Below are 21007 nucleotides of genomic sequence, written 5' to 3'. Positions count from 1 at the left end.
GGGCTGGCCACTGATGACGGCAATCCAGGCAGGTTGGGTCATGCCGCGAAGGGTGTGATTCCATTTCGATTCATCTGAACATCTCAGCGCGACGGACGCTTCACCATGATTGATCGCGACGAACAGGTTTATGACGTTATAGTGGTTGGGCTTGGCCCGGTGGGAGCGGCTGCGGCGCAGCTTTTGGCCCGCGAAGGACTGGCCGTGCTTGCGGTCGAGCCCGCGCTTCTTCCTTATGACAAGCCGCGCGCGATCGGCATGGATCATGAGGCGCTGCGGCTATTGCAGAAGTTGGGCATCACGGATGCCCTGGGCCCTCATATGGGGCCTTACCGCCCTTCCGAATATCGATCGGGCAGGGGAGAACTGTTGCGCCGCATCATCCCCCAGCCGGAACCCTATCCTTTGTCCTGGCCGCCTTACTGCACATTCGTCCAGCCCGAGCTGGAACGGCTTTTGCGCGACGGCTTCAGCAAATGGCAAAGCCTTGAGGTCTTGCTGGGATGGCGGATGACGGCGCTCGAGCAGGAGGAGGCTGGGGTCAGTGTCGTCATTCAGGCACCGGAGTCAGGGGAGGAGCGGCGCATAGGCGGCCGATATCTGATCGGATGTGACGGCGCCTGGAGCCCGGTGCGGGAAGCCATGGGGCTGAAGCTGGAGGATCTGGAGTTCGACGAACCCTGGCTGGTGGTGGACGTGCGCGTCAACGAGGCGGCGGTGCTTCCCGACGCCACGATCCAATATTGCGATCCGGCGCGCCCGTGCACGTTCGTCCATGGTCCGGGAGACTTGCGGCGATGGGAGATCATGTTGCTGCCCGGCGAGGAGCCTGCGGACATGCTCAAGGACGAGCGGATATGGTCGCTTCTGTCCCGCTGGCTCACGCCCGATCAGGGTGAGATCTGGCGGGCGGCCGCCTATCGTTTTCACGCCCTGGTTGGATCGGCGTGGCGAAAGGGGCGGGTTTTCGTAGCCGGCGACGCTGCCCATCAAACCCCGCCGTTCATGGCCCAGGGTCTTAATCAGGGACTGAGGGATGTGGGAAATCTCTGCTGGAAGCTGGCTGACGTGCTTTCGGGGCGGGCCGGCATCAGGCTGCTTGACACCTATGATGAGGAACGGCGGCCGAATGCGCGTGCGGTCATCGAACTGACCAAGAGCTTTGGCCGCCTGATATGCGAGCGCGATCCTGCGGCTGCGGCGGAGCGCGATCGCAAGCTGCTGGAGGAGATGCGCGCCGGCCGTGGCGAGATCGTCCGTCAGGACCTTCTTCCACCCCTATTCGCCGGCCTCCTCATGAAAGACGGGGCCGGAAGGCCTTCGCCTGCGGCCGGAACGATCTTCCCCCAGCCATGGATCGAGACGCCGCTAGGGCTGCGGCGGATGGACGATGTGCTTGCATATCGATATCTTCTTGTGATCTCGCCGGATTGTCATCCTTCGGCCGACGACATGGATTTGGCGGCATCGCTGGGTGTGACGATCGCAAGGCTGGAGCGGGGGATGGCGAAGGGGCCGGTTGCGGAGATAGCGGAGCAGGGCGACCTCATCGCGCAATGGATGAAGGCCTGCGGGGCCAGCGCGGTTCTGGTCCGACCGGACCATGTGGTCTTCGGAAGTTCGGACAAGCGGGGCGGCGAACGCGAACTGCTGAAGGAACTTGAGCGGCAATTGGGTCTGGATAGCAAGCGTGGCGAAATAATGGCTGCGGTCGCCGATGAGCCATTGGCGAGCGGGATCGGTTGACGATATTTCGAAATTATTATCCGTCGGGCTCTTTCTGCCTCAATCGCCCAGAATCCTGCCATATACAACATATCATCGCTGGAAACGAACCGGTCATTGGAGGCGGAAGCGAAAAATCGGTTTGAATTTTCGAAATTAATCCTGTACGACTGCGGGACGCGATGGTAACCGTCGGATTGAAACCTTACGGCAAAGCAGGCGATGGAGAAGGGAGGCTGCAGAGCCGACCATCATTGCCAGTTCATGTGACATTTATTCGAGAGACGGATTATGCGATTGATAAGCTTCGAACTGGATGGGGAAGAGGGTTTCGGAGCTGTTGTCGATGGCCGCATTGTGAGGCTCGACCGTCAATCTGGCGGGCCTTGCGACCTCAAGTCTTTCCTGGAGCGCCATGCCGGTGAAAACTGGCCGGATTTGCCCGAGGCGGATCGTTTGCCGCTGGATGCCGTGCGGTTGCGTCCGCCCGTTCCCAATCCCGGCAAGGTCCTTTGCGTCGCCACCAATTTCCATGAGCCCGCGCGCGAGGGCAAGCCCGATCCTGAATTCCCGATCGTCTTCACGCGTTTCGCGGAATCCTTCACGGGACATGAGCAGCCGCTTCTCAAGCCCGGCGTTTCCGACAAGTTCGACTTCGAGGGCGAACTTGCCGTGGTGATCGGCAGGCATGGGCACAAGATTCCCGGCGATCGGGCGATGGACCATGTCGCGGGCTATACCTGCCTCAATGATGGAAGCGCCCGTGATTGGCAGAAGCATTCGACGCAATTCACGCCGGGAAAGAATTTTCACAGGAGCGGCAGCCTGGGTCCATGGCTGGTGACGGCGGACGAGATTCCTGACCCGACGACCCTGCGGCTTCAGACGCGCGTGAACGGCGTGGTCAAGCAGGAGATCGGCATGGATCGCATGATATTCAGCATTGCATGGCTGATCTCCTATTTTTCCACTTTCACGCCTCTCGCGCCCGGCGATGTGATCGCCACGGGCACGCCGTCGGGCTTTGGTTCGTCGCGCACGCCGCCGGAATTCCTGTCGGCAGGTGACGAGATCGAGGTGGACATCTCGCACATTGGCACATTGCGCAATGTCGTGCGGGCCGACTGAGGACCGTATCGGCACGGGCACGAGCTGCGCATCAGGGCAGCATGATTTTTAGACAACCCGCATAATGGAGAAGCGCTTTGCAGGAGAACGTTACTTTCGAGTCCGATGGCCTCAAACTGTCCGGCGTCATCCACATACCGGATGCATATAAGGGCGAACCCCTGCCCGCGTTCATTGTGTGCCATGGCTTTGTCGGTTCCAAGGATGAAAGCCACGCGCAGATTCAGGCCGAGATGATGGAGCAATTCGGCTATGTGGCGCTGCGTTTCGATTTTCGCTGTTGTGGCGAGAGCGAAGGCGAGCGCGGGCAGGTCCGTTGTTTCGATCAGGTTGCGGACGCCAAGAATGCCCTGACATGGCTGGCCAAGCGGCCGGAGGTCGATGGCGCGCGCATCGGCATTACGGGGCACAGTTTCGGCGCCGCCGTTTCGGTCTATACGGCGGGCGTGGACGACCGGATCGCCTGTTGCCTGTCCTCGTGCGGCTGGGGCGATGGTGAGCGCAAGTTCCGTGGCCAGCATCCCACTCAGGAGTCGTGGGACAAGTTCATCGGCATCCTGGAAAATGGTCGCGCGCACAAGCAGGCGACGGGCGAGAGCCTGTGGATGTCGCGGTTCGACGCCGTGCCGATCCCCGAAGCGCTGCGCAAGAACCTGTCCCCCAAGGCGATCATGGAAATCCCGACGGAAACCGCCTGGTCGATGATGAACTTCAGGGCCGACGATGTCGTCGCCAATATCGCGCCGCGTCCATTGCTGCTGTTCCACACGGCCAATGACACCATCACGCCGACGATTGAATCGGTGCGCATGTTCGAAAAGGCCGGACAGCCGACCGAACTGATGCTCGTCGACACCACCGCGCATTTTCCGCTGGCGCCCGGTGACGCGCCCCGGACCAAGGCGATGATGAAGGGCTGGCTCGACAAATTCTTCCCGTCTCCGTTGAGCGCCTGAACAGATTGCATGCGAGTGAGGTAGCGATGGCGACCATCAAGGTTGAAGAATTGCAGGGGTTTGCGGCCGAACTGCTGTCGAAGGCGGGCTTTGGCGCGGATCAGGCCCGGGACATGGCGGAATTGCTGGTCTGGGCCAATCTGCGCGGCATCGATTCCCACGGTGTGCTGCGGATACCGCGCTATATCGAGATGCTGCGCCTGGGCCTTGTATCCGCGGAGGCGGACATCGCCGAAGTGCGCCGCTTCGGGGCGGTATGCGTGCTGGATGCCGGCAAGGCGCCGGGCGCGGTCGCGATGAACCGCGCGGTTGAGGAGGCATGCGATCTCGCCCGCACCTTCGGTCTGGGCTGGTGCGGCGTGCGCAAGACATCGCATGCGGGCGCCATCGGCTATTTCGTCCGGAAACTGACCGAGCGGGGCATGATAGGCATTGCCATGACGGCGTCGAAGCCGCTCATGGCCTATTTCGGCGCGAAGGGAGAAGCCCTTTCGACCAATCCTCTGGCCATTGGCATTCCACAGCCGGAGGGTCATCCGCCGTTGATTCTCGACATGTCGACCGCTGCGGTGGCGCTCGGCAAGATCATGGCCGCCAAAGATGGCAACCGGGAGATTCCGGTCGGATGGGCGATTGATGCCGAAGGCGCGGACACGACCGATCCGCACAAGGTCGCGGCGCTGCTTCCGATGGCGGGCGCGAAGGGGAGCGGCCTGTCCTTGATGATCGAGATATTGTGCAGCCTGCTGGTCGATAATCCGAATATCGCGCCGGTTCTGGCGGGCGGCAAGTCGGGTGGCTTCAATGGCATGATATTGGCGGTCGATCCGGGCGCGCTGGGGGACCGGGACGGGTTCCTGGACCATGTGGCTGCCTTGGCGGGCGCCATCCACGGGCTTACGCCTTCTCCGGGCGCCGGGAAGGTCATGTTGCCGGGCGAGCGCGGGCATGAGACAGAGCAACTCAGGGCGCGGGAGGGGATACCCCTTGCCGCCGGAACGGTGAAGCGGCTGAAAGAGGCCGCCGCTGAACTGTGCGTCGCAATCCCCGCCGTCCTGCGGTGATGAAGATGCCTGACGCGGTGAGCGCAGGCAGTCGTGGCAAGTGCGGCTGGACTGGACCGGCGCGCGGGAAATCAGGGAGATAGAGCAATGGCGGGGAAAAGACCCTCTCTCGCACATCTGGGTGTGTTCGTGTGCGATCTGGCGAAGATGGAACGATTCTATACGGACGTGTTCGGTCTTGTCGTGACCGATCGCGGGGTCGGCGCAGTGTTCAAGAATGAGCTTGTCTTCATGAGCGGTTCTCCGGACCAGCATCATCAGGTGGTGCTTTCCAGCGGCCGTAAAGCGGACACGCCCAGCACCATCATGCAGCTTTCCTTCAAGGTGGAAACGCTTGATGAACTACGCGACGTACACGGCGCGGCGTTGGCGCATGGGGCGACCGACATGGTCGGACTCAATCATGGCAATGCCTGGTCGATCTATTTCTACGATCCGGAACTCAATCGTATCGAGGTGTATCTCGATACCGATTTCCATACGCCCCAGCCCTGCGCCGATCCCCTCGACGTCACGAAGAGCGACGATGAGATATTGGAGGAAACGCGCGCGCTGATCGGGCGCCTTCCCGGCAGCATGGATCGGCGGGACTATGTCGAAAAGATGAAGCAGCTGTTCGGCCAAGGCTGAGCATGTCGGTTTCACGATCAAGCCATCTGGAAAGGGCGACATGAGCAACCTGCTTCCTCATCGCATTGGCGGCGAACGCATTGGCGGCCCGGCGGCGGTGGAAAGCCGCAACCCGTCGGACCTGTCGGACGTCGTGGCCACCACGCCGGGGGGCGATGCTGCTCTGGTGGAACAGGCGATCTCCGCGGCGGCTTTGGCACAGCCGGAATGGGCGGCGGCATCGCCTGAATTCCGGGGCGATATTCTCGACCGGGCGGGCGCGCTGCTGATGGCGCAGGCTGACCGGATCGGCGCGCTGCTCGCGCGGGAGGAGGGCAAGACCCTGGCCGAAGGCAGGGGCGAAACGATGCGCGCGGCGCGCATCTTCCGCTATTTCGGTGGCGAGGCGCTGCGTCTCCATGGCCGGGCGCTCGATTCCGTGCGTCCCGGTCTGGAGGTGACGACGCGGCAGGAGGCGCTGGGCGTGGTCGGCCTGATCACGCCGTGGAATTTTCCGATCGCCATCCCAGCCTGGAAAGCCGCGCCTGCATTGGCGTTCGGCAACAGCGTCGTGCTGAAACCGGCCGGCATCACGCCCGCCGTCGCGTCGGCCATGGCCGATATCCTGGAGGAAGCGGGCCTGCCGGCAGGCGTGTTCAACCTGATCTTTGTCCCAGGCCGCGAGGCAGGCGGACTTTGCGAGGACCCGCGGGTGGCGGCCCTTTCCTTCACCGGTTCCACCGGCGTCGGCCGGAACCTTGCCGTCAGCGCGGCCCGCAACGGCAAGCGCATCCAGTTGGAGATGGGTGGCAAGAATCCGCTGGTCGTGCTTGATGACGCCGATCTCGACCGCGCGGTGGCCGTCGCGCTCGATGGTTCCTTCTTCAGCAGCGGCCAGCGTTGCACCGCGTCGAGCCGTCTGATCGTGACCGATGGCATCCATGATCGCTTCATCGCGGCCTTGTCGGATGCGATGGGCAGGCTGCGCGTCGGTCACGCGCTCGATCCGGAAACGCAGATTGGGCCGGTGGCGAGCGAGGAGCAGCGCGATACAATCGAAGCCTATCTCGCTATTGCGTCTGAACAGGGGGGACGGATCGCGCGTGGGGGAGAGCGGCTGTCGCGCCCGACCGAGGGCTATTTCCTCGCTCCCGCGCTGATCACCGAAACCACGGCGGACATGCGCGTCAATCGGGAGGAGATTTTTGGACCCGTCGCGAGCGTCGTGCGCGTGAAGGATTTCGACGAAGCGCTCGCCCTTGCCAATGACGGCGAATTCGGCCTGTCGGCCGGGATCGTGACGACATCCCTGGCGCACGCCAGCGCCTTCAGGTCGCGGGTGCAGGCTGGCATGGTGATGATCAACGCGCCCACGGCGGGGGTCGATTATCATGTGCCGTTCGGCGGCACCAAGGCCAGCAGCATGGGGCCGCGCGAGCAGGGTTTCGCCGCGCATGAATTCTACACGCGAACCAAGACGGTCTACACCAACGCGTGAGCTTCGGAATGGCCAGGCCGTCCCATCTTTTTTGGAGGAACTGATCGATGTCACAGGATCATGCGGCACAGGCGCTGGCCTTGGAGGATCGCCGCTTCAGGGCAATGGCGGCGAGCGACCTTGCCGAGCTTGATAGCGTTCTCGCGGACGAACTGCACTACACCCATGCGAACGGAATGGTGGAGGACAAGCAGGAGTTCATCCGCAAGATCAGCAGCGGGGAACGCGTCTATCAGGCCGTAACGCTTCTCGAGCGAACGGTGTCGTCGCAGCCCGGCTTCACAGCGGTTTTCGGACAGGTCGACGTCGAAGTGATGCGCAAGGCGGGCCTGTTGGTGAACAGGCTCGACTATACGGCCATTTATCGCGATGGCGATCCTCGCCTCTTCGCCTGGTCGGCGGTCAAGGCGCTCGGCTGATTAGCGGGGAAGGCGGGGAGAGGGCTGGGCTTCGGCGATATCCGACCGCGAGAAGCGGATCGGGATGCGCACGCCCGGAATCTCCTCGCCTTCTTCGCCTTTCATGCGGAGACGCATGCCGCGATGCACGATCTGCGGGTCGGCAAAGGCCTGTGCAAGATCATTGATCGGACCGGCGGGCACGCCGGCCCGTTCCAGCGCATCGAGCAGGTCGGATCGCAGCCACTTCCGCGTCGCGCCGGCGACGGTCGCGCTCAGTTCTGTCCGCCGCGCAAGTCGACCGGCGTTGGTGGCAAAGTCCGGATCGGGATCGATGCCGACGACTTCGCAAAACCGTTCGAACTGGCGGTCGTTGCCGACAGCCAGGATGAACCAGCTGTCCTGCGTCGGAAACGCTTCATAGGGCGCGATATTGGGGTGCGAATTGCCCAGCCGCCTTGGCGGGACGCTGGACGCCAGATAGTTCATCGCCTGGTTCGCCAGGGTTCCCACCATCACGTCGAGAAGCGCCATGTCCACATGTTGGCCCAGGCCGCTGCGTTCCCGCTCGGCGAGCGCCGCCTGGATGCCGATGACGGCATAGAGCCCGGTCAGTATGTCGGCATAGGCGACGCCGATCTTCTGCGGGGCGCCGCCCGGCTCACCCGTCAGGTCCATGATGCCGCCCATGCCCTGTATGATGAAATCATAACCCGGGCGGGTGGCATAAGGACCATCCTGCCCGAACCCCGTGATCGAGCAATAGACCAGCCGCGGATTGAGCGCCGACAGGCTCCCGAAGTCCAGGCCATATTTCGCGAGGCCGCCGACCTTGAAATTCTCGATCACCACATCGGCATCGGCGACCAGTTCACGTGCGCGCCTTTGTCCCTCCACCGTGGAGAAGTCGAGGGTGATGCCGCGCTTGCCGCGATTGGCGGCATGGAAATAGGCCGCGTCCCGGCTGCCGTCCGGCCGATCGATGAAGGGCGGCCCCCAGCCGCGCGTGTCATCGCCGTCAGGACTCTCGACCTTGATCACGTCCGCGCCCAGATCGGCCAGGACCTGCCCAGCCCACGGCCCGGCGAGAATCCTGGCGAATTCAACGACCTTCAATCCGGTCAGTGGCGGCATGGTCATCAGAAGGCCGCGATTCCGGTGATGGCGCGCCCCAGGATCAGGGCATGGACGTCATGCGCGCCTTCGTAAGTGTTCACCGTCTCCAGGTTCACCATGTGGCGCATGACCTGATATTCGCCCGAGATGCCGTTGCCGCCATGCATGTCCCGAGCAGTCCGGGCGATGTCGAGCGCTTTGCCGACATTATTGCGCTTGACCAGCGAAACCATCTCGGGCGCGAAACGTCCTTCATCCATCAGGCGACCGACGCGCAGCGATGCGTGAAGTCCCAGCGTGATATCGGTCATCATGTCCGCGAGCTTCTTCTGATAGAGCTGCGTCGCCGCCAGCGGGCGGCCGAACTGCTTCCGGTCAAGACCATATTGGCGCGCGGCGTGATAGCAGAATTCCGCAGCGCCCAGGGCGCCCCAACTGATGCCATAGCGCGCGCGATTGAGGCAACCGAACGGTCCCTTCAGTCCTTCGACATTTGGCAGGAGCGCATCTTCGCCCACTTCCACGTCATCCAGGTCGATCATCCCGGTGATCGATGCGCGAAGGCTGAGCTTGCCTTCGATCTTGGGTGCGGAAAGGCCGGGCGTGCCGCGATCGACCACGAACCCCCGGATCGCGCCGTCATGCGCGTCGGATTTCGCCCAAATGACGAACACGTCCGCGATCGGCGCGTTGGATATCCAGGTCTTGTTGCCGTTCAGGCGATAACCGCTGGCGGTCTTGACCGCCCTTGTCCGCATGCCGCCGGGATCGGAACCCGCGTCCGGTTCGGTCAGGCCGAAGCAGCCGATCAGCGATCCGGCGGCCAGGCCGGGCAGATAACGCCGTTTCTGCTCCTCCGACCCATAGGCGAAGATCGGATACATGACGAGGCTGGACTGGACAGACATCATCGATCGGTAGCCCGAATCGACCCGCTCGACTTCACGGGCGATCAGGCCATAGGCCACATAGGATGCGTCGGAACCGCCATATTCGGCGGGCAGGGTCGCGCCGAGCAGGCCCGCTTCGCCCATTTCGCGAAAAATGGCCGGATCGGTGACTTCCTCGTCATAGGCTGCGATCACGCGCGGCTGGAGATGCTGTTGCGCGAACGATCGGGCGGAATCGCGGATCAGGCGCTCCTCGTCGCTGAGAAGGTCTTCAAGCAGGAAGGGGTCTGCCCAGTCGAGTGCGGCTGTCTTGCTCATGCTATCCTTGTCCTTTGATTTGCCGCCAGCATGCCGGACTTGCCGTGATATGTTCAATCGAATAATCAGGCATCTTTATTCACTCTGGACGATTATAATGATTGATGATCGCTCATTGCGCAGCTTCATCGCGCTGGCGGAGGAGCTGCATTTCGCCCGCACGGCGGATCGCCTGGGGATCGCCCAATCGGCGCTGAGCATGCAGATCAAGCGCCTGGAGGACCGGCTCGGCACTCCATTGCTGACGCGCGGGAAGCGGGCGGCGGTGCGCCTCACGCAGGCGGGCGAAACCTTTCTCAAGGAAGGCCGTGCGGCCATCGCCCAGCTGGAGCGCGCGGAGCGGATCGGAAGACTTGCGGGCAAAGGCGAAGCGGGTCCGATCAACCTGGGCTATATATTCTCCGCGGCCATATGCGGGCTGCTGGCCAGGGCGCTGGGGATCATCCAGTCCCGGTTTCCCCATCTTGAAATCCGGGCGGAGACGATGACCACGCCCGATCAGCTGACCGCGCTTGCCGACGGTCGTCTCGACATCGGTTTCGGCCGGCGCCGATCCTCCTATCCCGAAGGCATTTCGGTCGATCCTGTCTACACGGAGGATGTCGTGTTGCTCGTCGGCGCGAAACACCGGCTGGCGTGTCGGGAAAGTGTTGCGCCCGCTGCGTTGAAGAAGGAAAGCTTTCTTGTTCCCAGTTTCGAGGACGGGGCAGGATTGATCGAGAACCAGGAAAGACTGGCGGCCGCCGGCGCATTCCACACGATCGACATGCTTCGGGTGAAGGACTTCATCACCGCGGCCTGCATGGCCGCTGGCGGTTATGGCGTGGTCCTCGCGCCGCGGTCGATGACGCGATTGCATCTTGGCGATGTCAAGGTGGTGGAGATCGCGGGATATTCCGATCAGGTGGAAACGGTCATGGCCTATAGGAGCGAGATGCCGTCGCTTCTGGCAAAAGCGCTGCTGGCCGAGTTCCGCGAACCCGAACTGCCGGGGCATTGAGGGAATTGCGCCCGCCGGAACACGCGGAACGAACCATATGGGAATAATGTCGGTCGCTCCCGATCAAGAAGTTCCACACTCGCAGTCAAGGATATGGCTGTAGTCCATGGCTCAGGATTTTCTTGAAGAAGATAAGATGGGGAGATGGATTGATGTTGGCGCGGAAGTGTCGAGGGGCGTTCAAACAGGGGCTGTTGTTCGGATGCGCGGCAGCGGGATTGGTCGTGCAGACTGCGGGGGCGCAGACTGCGGGTGATGCAGGTTCCGCAGGCGCGGAAGGGGCAGTTCCCGATATCGTCGTCACCGCTCAAAAGCGTTCCGACCGGCTGAGGGACGTTCCGATCTCGATTTCGGCCGCCACGGGCGATCAGCTCGCGAAGCTTGGCGTCGCATCGGCCGACGATCTGCAAAAGGTGGTTCCCGGCTTCACCTTCAAGCCTGCCCGCACCGGCGTGCCGATCTACACGATCCGCGGCATCGGGTTCGACGATTTCGGTGTTGGCTCCTCACCGGCGGTGTCGGTTTCCGTGGATCAGGTTCCGCTGCCCTTCCTGATCATGAGTCCGGCCGCGTCGCTGGACGTTGAGCGCGTTGAGGTGCTGAAGGGGCCACAAGGGACTTTGTTCGGGCAGAATACGACCGGCGGCGCCATCAACTTCGTCGCGGCCAAGCCGACCGCCGACCCCCATATGGGATTTGAGGTCAGTTATGGCCGTTTCAATCAGACCGATGCCAGTGCCTATGTGAGTGGCCCGCTTTCCCATAACCTACGTGCCCGCCTTGCCGTGAAGCACGAATATCGGGATGCCTGGCAGGTCAGCGAAACCCGTCCGGGCGACCGGCTGGGGCGGCGTGATTTCCTTGCCGGGCGGCTCTTGCTCGACTGGACGCCCACCGAAAGGCTCAGCTTCGAGCTGAATGCGAATGGCTGGATCGACCGGTCTGAATCGCAGGCCGGGCAATTCGTGACTTATGCGCCCGGCAATCTTCCTGCCGATCCCAATATCTTCGCGCTGATCGGCAATCGGCCGACCGCCGGGGAAAATCCCCGCCTTGCCGATTGGAATCCGGACCAGAATTATCGCCGCAATGCCAGGCAGTACCAGTTCTCGCTGCGCGCGGACTGGGAACTGAATGATCAGGTGACGCTCACGTCCCTGACATCCTACGCCCATCTCAAGAGCGATACGCCGGCCGATCTCGATGGGACGCAATATCTGCTGTTCCGTAGCGATCAGCTGGGCAGGATCGACTCTGTCTATCAGGAATTGCGCGCAGCCATCGACCTGGATGGCTTGCGGTTCGTGGTCGGCGGCAATTACCAGGATGACCACACCGATGACGTGTTCGGCATCAATTTCGAATCCAGCAACAACCAGATCGGCCCCTTTGTCTGGAACCAGTTCAGCGAGACGGCGGACCAGAAGGTGAAGACCTATGCGGTTTTCGCCAACGCCGACGTGCCGCTGACCTCGACCCTCACCGCTCAGGCCGGGATTCGCTACACGAAGCAGAACCGCAATTTCACTGGGTGCCTGTTGGACGGGGGGGACGGCAATCTGGCCAATGCGATCGCGCTGATACCGACATTGGCCGGCTTGCCCTATGATCCGGCGCCGCCGGGGGGATGCGTCACGCTGGACGCCACGCTCCAGCGACAATCGGCCGTGACCGACAAGCTTGACGAGGACAATGTGTCCTGGCGCCTTGGCCTCAACTGGAAACCGCTGCCGGACACGCTGGTCTATGCCAGTGTGACGCGCGGCTACAAGGCGGGCGGCTATTCGCCTGTACCAGCCGTCTTCGCCGGGCAGTTCGCCCCGGTGACGCAGGAACAGGTCACGTCCTACGAGGCGGGCGTCAAGGCCGCGCTCCTCAATCGCAAGGTCGATTTCGCGGCTGCAGTGTTCTACAGCGACTACAGGGACAAGCAGCTGTTGGGCACGAAGGTCTTCGATCCATTCGGTCCCCTGCCAACGCTGGTGAACGTGCCCAAGGCGCGTGTCCAGGGCGGCGAACTGGAACTGACCATCCGTCCGTTAAGGGGCTTCACGGTTGCCGGAGGCATCACCTATATCGATACGCAGGTGACCGGATCGTTCATGGTTCCTGACGGTTACGGCCCGACCTCGCCCATGCCGTTCATCGACGCCAAGGGATATTCCTTCCCCAACACGCCGCCCTGGCAGGGCAATGCCAATGTCGAATATGAATTCGCCCTGTCTTCGGGCCTCACAGCGTCGTTGGGCAGCGATGTGCTCTATCGGTCGGCCGGGCGGGCGGACTTCAGCACGAATGGGGTTTTCCGCACCCGGCCCTATGCACTGTTGGGCCTGCGGGCCGGCATCGCCGCTGCGGACGGTCGGTGGCGCTTCCAGCTCTGGGGCAGGAACATAACCAACAAATTCTATGAAACCAGCATCTACAAGTTGAATGACTATGTCCTCAGAACCGCCGGCATGCCGGTGACTTATGGGGCTACATTGAGTGCGAAGTTCTAGAACATTACGTAGAATATGATGCCATAGCAAAGAACTGGAGCGCGCGATCCGCATCAAATTTAAGGTAGCGCGTTCCAGGGAATTTGACCATTTATGATCGTTGACATGAAATCGCAGAACAGGGCCGCTCAATATGCGGCGACCCTTGATGCTGAACCAGTTGCTTCAAGAGGAAATAGATGAATCTTCCTGACATGATGACCGTTGCGCGGATGCATGCGCCGGGGGACGATCTGGTGATCGAGGAAATCCCGGTGCCCGTGCCGGGCCCGCTCGATGTGCTCGTCAAGGTCAAGGCGTGCGGGATCGTACCCAATCTGGGCAATGTGCTCAGGCATGTGATGGAATTGCTTCCCAACCTGCCGCGTCCTCCGCTTCCGGCTATTTTCGGCCTCGATCCGGTCGGAGAAATCGCGCAGGTGGGAAGCCAGGTTCACAATCTTTCCGTGGGCCAGCGGGTTTACGCCAATCCCGGCCGCTCCTGCGGCAGTTGCGCGCGCTGCCGGCGCGGCGATACCATCTCCTGCCAGGATTATGCGTTGCAGGGCTATCTCGGCTGTCGTCCAGAGGCGGTGCAGACGCTGCGGGATTATCCCTATGGGGGGTTGGGCCAATATATGATCGCGCCTGCCACCGCCATGGTCGGCATACCGGACAATGTGACTTTCGATCAGGCTGCCCGCTTTGGCTATCTGGGAACGATGTTTGCGGCTCTGCGTAAGCTCAAGGCAGGACCGGGCGATACGATCCTGATCAATGGCATCAGCGGCACCCTGGGCATTGGCGGGGCATTGCTGGGCCTTGCCATGGGCGTCGACAGGATTCTTGGCACCGGGCGCGACCCTGTGCTGCTCGAACGGGTCAAGGCGCTCGCGCCGGACAGGATAGAGACATTCTCGATCCTTGATGGGTCGGTCAGGGATTGGGTGATGGAACGCACGAACGGCGCCGGGGTCGATGGCTTTGTCGATGCGTTGGGACCCGGCGCGGCGCATGAAACCTTCAACCAGGCTTTCCATTCGTTGCGGCGGGGTGGGTCGGCGGTGAATATCGGCGCCATCGTCGGCGGCGTACCGATCGATCTCCACTGGATGATGGACAACGGCATGAGCCTCTATGGTTCCGGCTGGTTCACGACGGACGAGGCGGAGATGATGGCGGGGCTTGCCCGCAACGGTCTGCTGGACATGTCGGTTTTCAAGACGCATGCCTATGCGCTAAAGGATGTGAATGAAGCGATTTCGGGCATAGCCGTCCGCGAAGGCGGTTTTTCCAATTTCGTGATCAGGCCGCACGAAGGCTGACGGGCTTTCTTGAACGGGTAAGGGAAAGGGATTGGTCTTGGATATCCGCCGCGTTGTGACTGCAAGGGATGTAGCTGGCAAATCCGGCGTCATGTTGGATGGCGCGTCGCCGACCGTGACGAAAATGATCCATACGCCGGGTTTTGTCCTGACCCCTTTGTGGGCGACCTCGGCGGAGGTGGAGCTTGGCTATGACGGCGGGGACGCCGCCGCCGCCGATCTCGCTTCGCTCTGTCCCGGGCCGGGTGAAAGCCGGTTCCTCGTGCTGACCATTCCCCCCGACAAGGTCATGGCCGCGCCCGGCTTCGATCCGGTGAAGGCGATGGAGGAGCAATTGCGCGCGGCTCCGGGCATCGCCGATCGGATGGAGCCGGAGTGTCCCGGCATGCACCGTACCCCGACCATCGATTATGGCGTGGTGCTGGATGGGGAAATCTGGCTGGAGCTTGACGACGAGGAAACGGTCCACCTCAGGCAGTTCGACACCTTCGTCCAGTATGGGGCGCGCCATGCGTGGCGAAACAGGGGAGATCGTGCCGCAACCGTCGCATTTGTCCTGATTGGAGCGAAAGACGGCGTGAAGTAAGACGCTGTCAGTTGCAGTCTCTTCTGATGGCGCTGGGCGATATTCCGATCTGCCTTTTGAAGAGACGGCTGAAATGCGCGGGGTCGCTAAAGCCCCAGGAATAGGCGATTTCGCCGATCGTGCGGTTGCGCAACTCCGGCTTGGACAGGTCCGCGAGGCACCGTGCGATCCGTTCGGCCCAGACCCATTTCATCAGCGTCACGGGTTCATCTTCAAACAGCTTGTGAAGATAGCGGACCGGAAGGTCGAGCGTGCGCGCTATCATTTCAGGGTTGAGATCCCTGTTGCGAAGATTGGCGCGCACATGGCTGCGGATACGGTGCCGGTGCATGCTCTCGATCTTGTCGGGCAGCATGTCCCGGGCGGCGGGCAGCGTACAAAGCGTACTGGCGGCCGAAAAATAAACGGCGTCAGCGATATAGTCCGATGCATCGTCGGATATCCGCGTGGCATGTTCGAACATGTTCTCCAGAACGCCCCGCAGCACCGCCGCGGGCGCCGTCTGCCCCGAAATGGCGACCGCCGTCAAACCATCGACCTGGGGGAAGATTTCCCGCAGCCTTGAGGAGAGGACGTTGACCGAATGCACGAACATGCTGGGCGTGTCGATCTGAAACGGACGCGATGTATCGACGATCACGAAATCGCCCGTCTCCAGATGGGCTTCCCGCCCATCCTGGCCGACGATCACATCCCCTTCCTTGATGCAGGCGATCATGTGGTAGGGATCGATCCCCGGATCGCGAATGGCACCCAGCGTGGTGACATGCGAAGAAACGCGCAGCGACGAGAAACGAAGCCGGCGTGAAGAATAGATGTGGGTGCTCGCGTGGAACTGGCTTCCATGGGGCTTGGTCGTCAGCTCCAGCCCGACCAGGCGGCGATTGGCGTCCTCCCACTTGCGGGCCAGGCCCGATCGCGTGGCAAGGCTGTCAGTAGAGAAAATGTCCGTAATCATCCCCACGCTCTCCTAATCCCGGCGGCTCGCGGCGCCGCGGCCCTTTGGCGCTCTCTATTGCGTACGCTTCTTTTCGTTTTCTAGAGGGCTGTCGCAAGAGGGCACTCTCATTCAACATTCTTCGCACTGGCAGTCAACAGCGCGCCGATATTAGTTCCTCCAGGCCGGAAACGAAAGAGCCAAGCGACGGCATGGGCCTGCGGAATGGGAGGATGCACTGAAAGAAATATCGTCCCGAAAAAGGCTCGATTCGATGCGGCTGGCGACGCTTCCGGTCCGAACCGGGCGGGTGCGCTGGTTGATTGCATGTGCCTATCCCGCATCGCCTGCCAGACATCGCTTCCACGCCGGACCCTATCGGTCGCTCCAATCATGAACGCAATCCGGACAGACATGCAGGACATTCTCGCTACTTTGCCCAAGGGCCTTTCAGCCGATGGTTCGCCGTTCTCCGCGGTTCGCCCCATGACGCTCGATCAGCTGCATGCGCTTGTCGCCTGGGCGAACGACACCCGATGTCCCATCGTGCCGGTGAGTTCTTCCGGCGGGCGGCACGGCATGGGGGCCTGGTCGCAGGGCGCGGTCATCGCCGACATGAGCGGAATGCAGCGGATCATCCAAGTCGATGCCCAGGACAGTGTCGCGATCATCGAGCCGGGGGTGACGTTCCCCGCATTGGACGCGGCGCTGGCGCCTCATGGCTTGCGATCGTTCAAGCCGCTCCTGCCCCGCCGCGGCAAATCGGTCCTTGCCAGCTATCTCGATCGGGAGCCGATCACAAGCCCGCACGATCATTGGGATTCGGAGGATCCGCTGGGCGGAACGCAACTCGTGTTCGGCAATGGCGAGACGTTCCGGACCGGCACTGCCGCCGTCCGTGGCACGCTGGAGGAGCAATTGCACAAGGGCGCCCGTCCGATGATGGCGCTTGGCCCTGCCTCGACGGATTTCCTGCGGGTGGTGCAGGGATCGCAGGGAACATTGGCGATCGCTGCCTGGGCATCGGTCTTTTGCGAACCTATTCCGGCGCGGGAACGGGCATTCTTCGCGGGTTCGGACGATGTCGGTCCGCTGATCGATCTGGCCTATAAAATCCTCTGGCGGCGATTGGGCGGTCAGCTGTTCATCGTCAATGCCGCTCAATTGGGGATGATCGGCGGACGCGACGCCAAGAGCCGCGCGGCGCTTTCGGACGGGCTGCCGCGCTGGATTCTCTATGCGAACCTCACCTGTCCGGACTATTTTCCGGATGAGCGCATGGCCTATCTGGTGGCGGATATTGAGGCGGATGCCGCCGCGCTCGGCCTTTCGATCGGCGAGGCGATAGCGGGCTATGCGGCGGCGGACATCGCAAACCAGCAGAGCGATTTGCCCGCCCTTCATTACAAGGATCGGCCGGGCGGCCTGTGCCGGAGCCTGTTCTTCCTGACGCAGATGGACCGGGCGCCAGTCTTTCTCGACGTGCTGGACGCAATATTGGCGGATCATCGGGACATCGCGCCGTCCTTCGGAGTCTATCTTCAACCGCGGATTCAGGGCGTCAGCGCCCATTTCGAAGTGGTCATCCCCTTCGATCCGCGGGTGAAGCCCGGAGACGAACGGATCGACCGGTTGATCGGCCATGTCGCCAGTCGCCTTGCCGATGCCGGCGCCTTTTTCAGCCGTCCCTATGATCCATGGACGAACATTGCCTTTGAGAAGGATCCGACGATCAGGCCGTATCTGGCTGCGGTCAAGGAATTGATGGATCCGAAAGGAATATTGAGCCCGGGCAGGCTCTGCTTCCCATAATTTGCGGAGTTTTGGAATGTCGCTAGAAGAACGGAAGCCCTATATTGCGAAATGTCCCCGATGCTCGCAATGCAAATGGGTTCCGGCACCCAAAAGCCAGCAGTTCGCGCCGATCTGCCCCAGCATCCAATATGGGAATTTCCACAGCTTCAGCGCGGGTGGGAAGGGCGTGACCGCCTATGCCCTGGCCGAAGGGCGTGTCCAATATAGCGAGGAGATGTTGAGGAGCGTCTATGCCTGCACGATGTGCGGTGCGTGCGACACCGCCTGCAAGACCAATTTCGGGGACAATGTCGAGCCGCTGGACACGCTTTATGCTTTGCGCGGACAGATTGTCGAGGCGGGTCATGCGTTGCCCGCGCATCAGAATATCATCGAAAACCTCCGGCGCGAGGGAAATCCCCATGGCAAGCCCAGGGGAGATCGGGATGCCTTTGCCGTCGGCCTTGGCCTCAAGGACATCGTCGCCGAAAGGGCCGACCTGTTCCTCCACATCGGCTGCGCGGCGGCTTATGATGAAAGCCAGTGGCCTGACCTGCGCTTCGGCATCGAACTGCTGCGGCGGGCGGGCGTGGATTTCGGCATTGCCGGCAATGCCGAACCCAATAGCGGCGGTCTGGCCTATGATATCGGCTTTCAGGACGAGGCGTTGCAATTGGCCAGAGCGAATGCCGAACTGATCGCACGGACGAAGGTGGACACGCTCGTCACCTTCTGCGCGGATTCCTATGCGGCGTTCCGCAACATCTATCCGCGTCTCGGCGTTTCGCTGGGCGATGTGCGTATCCTGCACATTTCCGAATATCTGACGGAACTGCTGCGGGAAGGGCGCATCGAGATGCGCGCGAAGGGGGATGCCGTCGTCACCTATCATGATCCCTGCAAGCTTGGGCGGCTGAGTGAACCTTATAAGCCCTGGTCGGGGACATGGACCCAGGTTCTCAATGTCGTCAATGTCGCGGAGCCGGCCCGCAATGTCCTGTTCGGCACGCAGGGCAATTATGATGCGCCGCGCCGCCTGATCCGGACGATCGAGGGCGTTTCGCTTGCCGAGATGGAGCGGACCCATGAGATTTCCTACTGTTGCGGTGCTGGGGGAGGGGCGAAGGAAGCCTATCCGGACTTTGCCCAGCAGACCGCGCGCGACCGGCTGACCGAAGCGGAAGCCACCGGCGCATCGGTCCTTGTGACAAGCTGTTCCGGCTGTGTCGGGCATTTACGCGATGCCGCGCAGCGCTGCGGCTCCGCGCTGGAAGTGAAGAGCCTGCTTGGCTTGTTGGCGGAAACGGCCATGACGCCGGCCGCCGCGCAAGAGGCGGGAGAATAAGTCATGCTGAAGCGCGAAGCCTTCAGGGAATTCGAGCAGATTGTCGGCAAGGGCAATGTCTCCGACGATGCCAGCACCCTCTACAGCTATGGCTGGAATGCCGGCCTGGGCGGGCTACCCAAGCCCAACCGGCTGGCCGACATTCCGCCAGCCGGGATCGTCCTGCCCGGCAGCACGGAAGAAGTGCAGGCGATCGTCCGCGCGTGCCTGAGGCATGGCATCAAGTTCAAGTCGCACAGCACGGGCTGGGGTTCCTTCGCATCGGTCGCCTCGCCCAACACCATCTCGGTCGATCTGCGGCGGATGAACGGGATCGAACTGATCGACGAACGCAATCAGATGGCCGTGATCCAGCCCTATGTCACGGCCGGGCAGCTTCAGGCCGAAGCCATGAAGAAGGGGCTCAACTGCCATATCGTCGGCGCGGGGCTGACCCATTCCCCGCTGGCATCGGCCGCCGCCTTCATCGGCATCGGCATCACCGGCACCACCACGGGCAACAATGCCCGCAACCTGCTGAGCCTGGAATGGGTAACGCCGGAGGGCGAGATCGTCCGGATCGGATCGGCGGCTTCGGGTTGCGGCTGGTTCAGCGACGAAGGGCCGGGGCCGGGCTTTCGCGGCATGATCCGGGGGTTTGTGGGTACTATCGGCGAACTCGGCGTTTTCACCCGAATCGGCTACAAGCTCTATCCCTGGCCGGGGCCGAAGACCTTGCAGCGGACCGGCACGCATCCGCAGATCGGCCTCAGGCTGCCGGAACATTTCCGGCTTCATCACATGGTCTGGGACAATTGGGAAGATGTTGCCAAGGCGTCCTATGACTTCAACAAATCGGGTGTCGCCTATATCCTCCTGCGGCTTCCTCCCAACACGTTCGGGGCGTTGCTCACCGCCACCAACAATGAATTTCATGAACTGATCGCGGGCGACAATGCGCCTGATATCGTGAAGGACAGCGATGCGCACCGGCATAGCTGGACGATGCTCACCGCCGCGACGTCGGAGGCCGAGGCCGCTTACAAGGCGCGGGTGGTGAAGAGCATATTGGAACAGACGGGCGGCCGTGAGGCCGCGCTCGATCCTGTGCATGAAGAACTGATCGCGCATCTGCTGGTCACGTCCATGACCGTACCGCGCGTGTTGCGGCCGTCATCCTCCATGGCGTCGAGCTTCGGCGGGTTCGTGCCCTTTTCCCAGCTGCCCAAGACGATGGAAGCGGGCGAGCGGATATTGAAGGACGATATCCGTCCGGGCGGCGGGCTGGCGCAGGGCGAGCGGGAGGAATTCTGGACCTGGCCGAATGAGCGGCGGCAGATGTGGGCGGAAAATGCCTTCTCCTACGACGTCAACTCCGTCAAGTCGCGCGGGGCCGCGATCCGCGTCGCGCTCGACCAGGGGAATATGATCGATTCCCGCAGCGATCTTGGCTTTGACGGTTTCGGTGCGATTGGTCCGCTGGCCGATTTTTATGGCCCCGCAAATAATGGTGCGTCCGACTGGATGCGCAGGATCAAGTTCCGCTTCGACCCGAAGACCGTGAATGAAGGCGCTTTCTATATTGCGCGCGATGAGCCCTGGGTGGCGAAATACTGGCCCTTCCTGCGGCGCATCCTGTTTTTCCGCCCGTTCAGGCCGGTGTTCCGGCAGGTTACGCAATTCCTCGCTGTTGTGGGGGTGGGGGTCATGTTGAAGAAGCGCCGAAAATGGCGCGGCCACAGCTGAACTGCCGATGGCGTGGAAGATAGAGAAGAGAGGGTAAGATGATCAGCGCGGAGGCATGCTGAGCGATGCATAGTCTGATAGGCAATTTGGTTCCTCACGCCTCTTCTTGCTGG

General features: G+C 62.0%; 17 protein-coding genes. 14 read left to right on the top strand and 3 right to left on the bottom strand.

Features of this window, described 5'->3' with window-relative positions; all coding sequences use genetic code 11:
- Positions 1-105: 105 nt before the first annotated feature.
- From RUH75_RS10510 to RUH75_RS10480, 7 genes are all read left to right on the top strand, one after another.
- Complete coding sequence (locus RUH75_RS10510) at positions 106-1746, top strand: bifunctional 3-(3-hydroxy-phenyl)propionate/3-hydroxycinnamic acid hydroxylase (RefSeq protein ID WP_313805560.1); 1641 nt, start codon at positions 106-108, stop codon at positions 1744-1746.
- 270 nt (positions 1747-2016) lie between these two features.
- Positions 2017-2853: a fumarylacetoacetate hydrolase family protein gene (locus RUH75_RS10505; RefSeq protein WP_313805558.1), complete on the top strand. Its 837-nt coding sequence runs from the start codon at positions 2017-2019 to the stop codon at positions 2851-2853.
- A gap of 77 nt (positions 2854-2930) precedes the next feature.
- Positions 2931-3809 carry an alpha/beta hydrolase gene (locus tag RUH75_RS10500; protein ID WP_313805556.1) on the top strand — a complete coding sequence of 293 codons (879 nt, stop codon included), beginning with the start codon at positions 2931-2933 and terminating at the stop codon, positions 3807-3809.
- A gap of 26 nt (positions 3810-3835) precedes the next feature.
- Positions 3836-4873, top strand: a complete 1038-nt coding sequence (locus RUH75_RS10495) for an Ldh family oxidoreductase (protein WP_313805554.1) — start codon at positions 3836-3838, stop codon at positions 4871-4873.
- 87 nt (positions 4874-4960) lie between these two features.
- Positions 4961-5503, top strand: a complete 543-nt coding sequence (locus RUH75_RS10490) for a VOC family protein (RefSeq protein ID WP_313805552.1) — start codon at positions 4961-4963, stop codon at positions 5501-5503.
- Positions 5504-5543: 40 nt separating this feature from the next.
- Positions 5544-6980, top strand: coding sequence for an aldehyde dehydrogenase family protein (locus RUH75_RS10485; RefSeq protein WP_313805550.1), 1437 nt, complete (start codon positions 5544-5546; stop codon positions 6978-6980).
- A gap of 47 nt (positions 6981-7027) precedes the next feature.
- Positions 7028-7399: a nuclear transport factor 2 family protein gene (locus RUH75_RS10480; RefSeq protein WP_313805548.1), complete on the top strand. Its 372-nt coding sequence runs from the start codon at positions 7028-7030 to the stop codon at positions 7397-7399.
- Here the strand turns inward: RUH75_RS10480 and RUH75_RS10475 are convergent, their stop codons facing one another.
- Both RUH75_RS10475 and RUH75_RS10470 read right to left on the bottom strand, forming a co-directional pair.
- Entirely contained in the window at positions 7400-8518 is a 1119-nt protein-coding gene (locus tag RUH75_RS10475) for a CaiB/BaiF CoA-transferase family protein (RefSeq protein WP_313805546.1), read from the bottom strand.
- Positions 8518-9702 (bottom strand): acyl-CoA dehydrogenase, encoded by a 1185-nt coding sequence (locus tag RUH75_RS10470; protein WP_313805544.1) that lies wholly within the window; start codon positions 9700-9702, stop codon positions 8518-8520. Before RUH75_RS10470 ends, RUH75_RS10475 begins: the two co-directional genes overlap by 1 nt.
- Positions 9703-9799: 97 nt before the next feature.
- On the opposite strand from RUH75_RS10470, the gene RUH75_RS10465 reads away from it, so the two are divergent.
- The 4 genes from RUH75_RS10465 to RUH75_RS10450 all read left to right on the top strand — a co-directional run bounded on the left by RUH75_RS10465 (position 9800) and on the right by RUH75_RS10450 (position 15093).
- The gene (locus tag RUH75_RS10465; RefSeq protein ID WP_313805542.1) at positions 9800-10702 is read left to right on the top strand and encodes a LysR substrate-binding domain-containing protein; all 903 of its coding nucleotides are present in this window, start codon (positions 9800-9802) and stop codon (positions 10700-10702) included.
- 152 nt (positions 10703-10854) lie between these two features.
- Positions 10855-13203, top strand: coding sequence for a TonB-dependent receptor (locus RUH75_RS10460; protein ID WP_313805540.1), 2349 nt, complete (start codon positions 10855-10857; stop codon positions 13201-13203).
- Between the two features lie 179 nt (positions 13204-13382).
- A complete protein-coding gene (locus tag RUH75_RS10455; RefSeq protein ID WP_313805538.1) occupies positions 13383-14507 on the top strand; it encodes an alcohol dehydrogenase catalytic domain-containing protein in 1125 nt (374 codons plus the stop codon).
- A 115-nt stretch (positions 14508-14622) separates the two neighbouring features.
- Positions 14623-15093, top strand: coding sequence for a cupin domain-containing protein (locus RUH75_RS10450; RefSeq protein WP_313805536.1), 471 nt, complete (start codon positions 14623-14625; stop codon positions 15091-15093).
- Between the two features lie 7 nt (positions 15094-15100).
- Here RUH75_RS10450 and RUH75_RS10445 read toward each other — a convergent pair whose 3' ends face one another.
- Positions 15101-16051: a helix-turn-helix domain-containing protein gene (locus RUH75_RS10445; RefSeq protein WP_313805534.1), complete on the bottom strand. Its 951-nt coding sequence runs from the start codon at positions 16049-16051 to the stop codon at positions 15101-15103.
- A 393-nt stretch (positions 16052-16444) separates the two neighbouring features.
- On the opposite strand from RUH75_RS10445, the gene RUH75_RS10440 reads away from it, so the two are divergent.
- Genes RUH75_RS10440 through RUH75_RS10430 form a run of 3 tightly spaced genes read left to right on the top strand, consistent with a single transcriptional unit; the run spans position 16445 to position 20894 of the window.
- Positions 16445-17842: an FAD-binding oxidoreductase gene (locus RUH75_RS10440; RefSeq protein ID WP_313805532.1), complete on the top strand. Its 1398-nt coding sequence runs from the start codon at positions 16445-16447 to the stop codon at positions 17840-17842.
- Between the two features lie 16 nt (positions 17843-17858).
- Positions 17859-19169 carry a (Fe-S)-binding protein gene (locus tag RUH75_RS10435; protein ID WP_313805530.1) on the top strand — a complete coding sequence of 437 codons (1311 nt, stop codon included), beginning with the start codon at positions 17859-17861 and terminating at the stop codon, positions 19167-19169.
- Positions 19170-19172: 3 nt separating this feature from the next.
- Positions 19173-20894, top strand: coding sequence for an FAD-binding oxidoreductase (locus RUH75_RS10430; RefSeq protein ID WP_313805528.1), 1722 nt, complete (start codon positions 19173-19175; stop codon positions 20892-20894).
- Positions 20895-21007: the final 113 nt, after the last annotated feature.

The organism is Sphingobium sp., from assembly GCF_032153725.1.
GTDB lineage: Bacteria > Pseudomonadota > Alphaproteobacteria > Sphingomonadales > Sphingomonadaceae > Sphingobium.
Note: the sequence above shows the minus strand (reverse complement) of the source record. Positions and strands in the feature narration are given on the sequence as shown.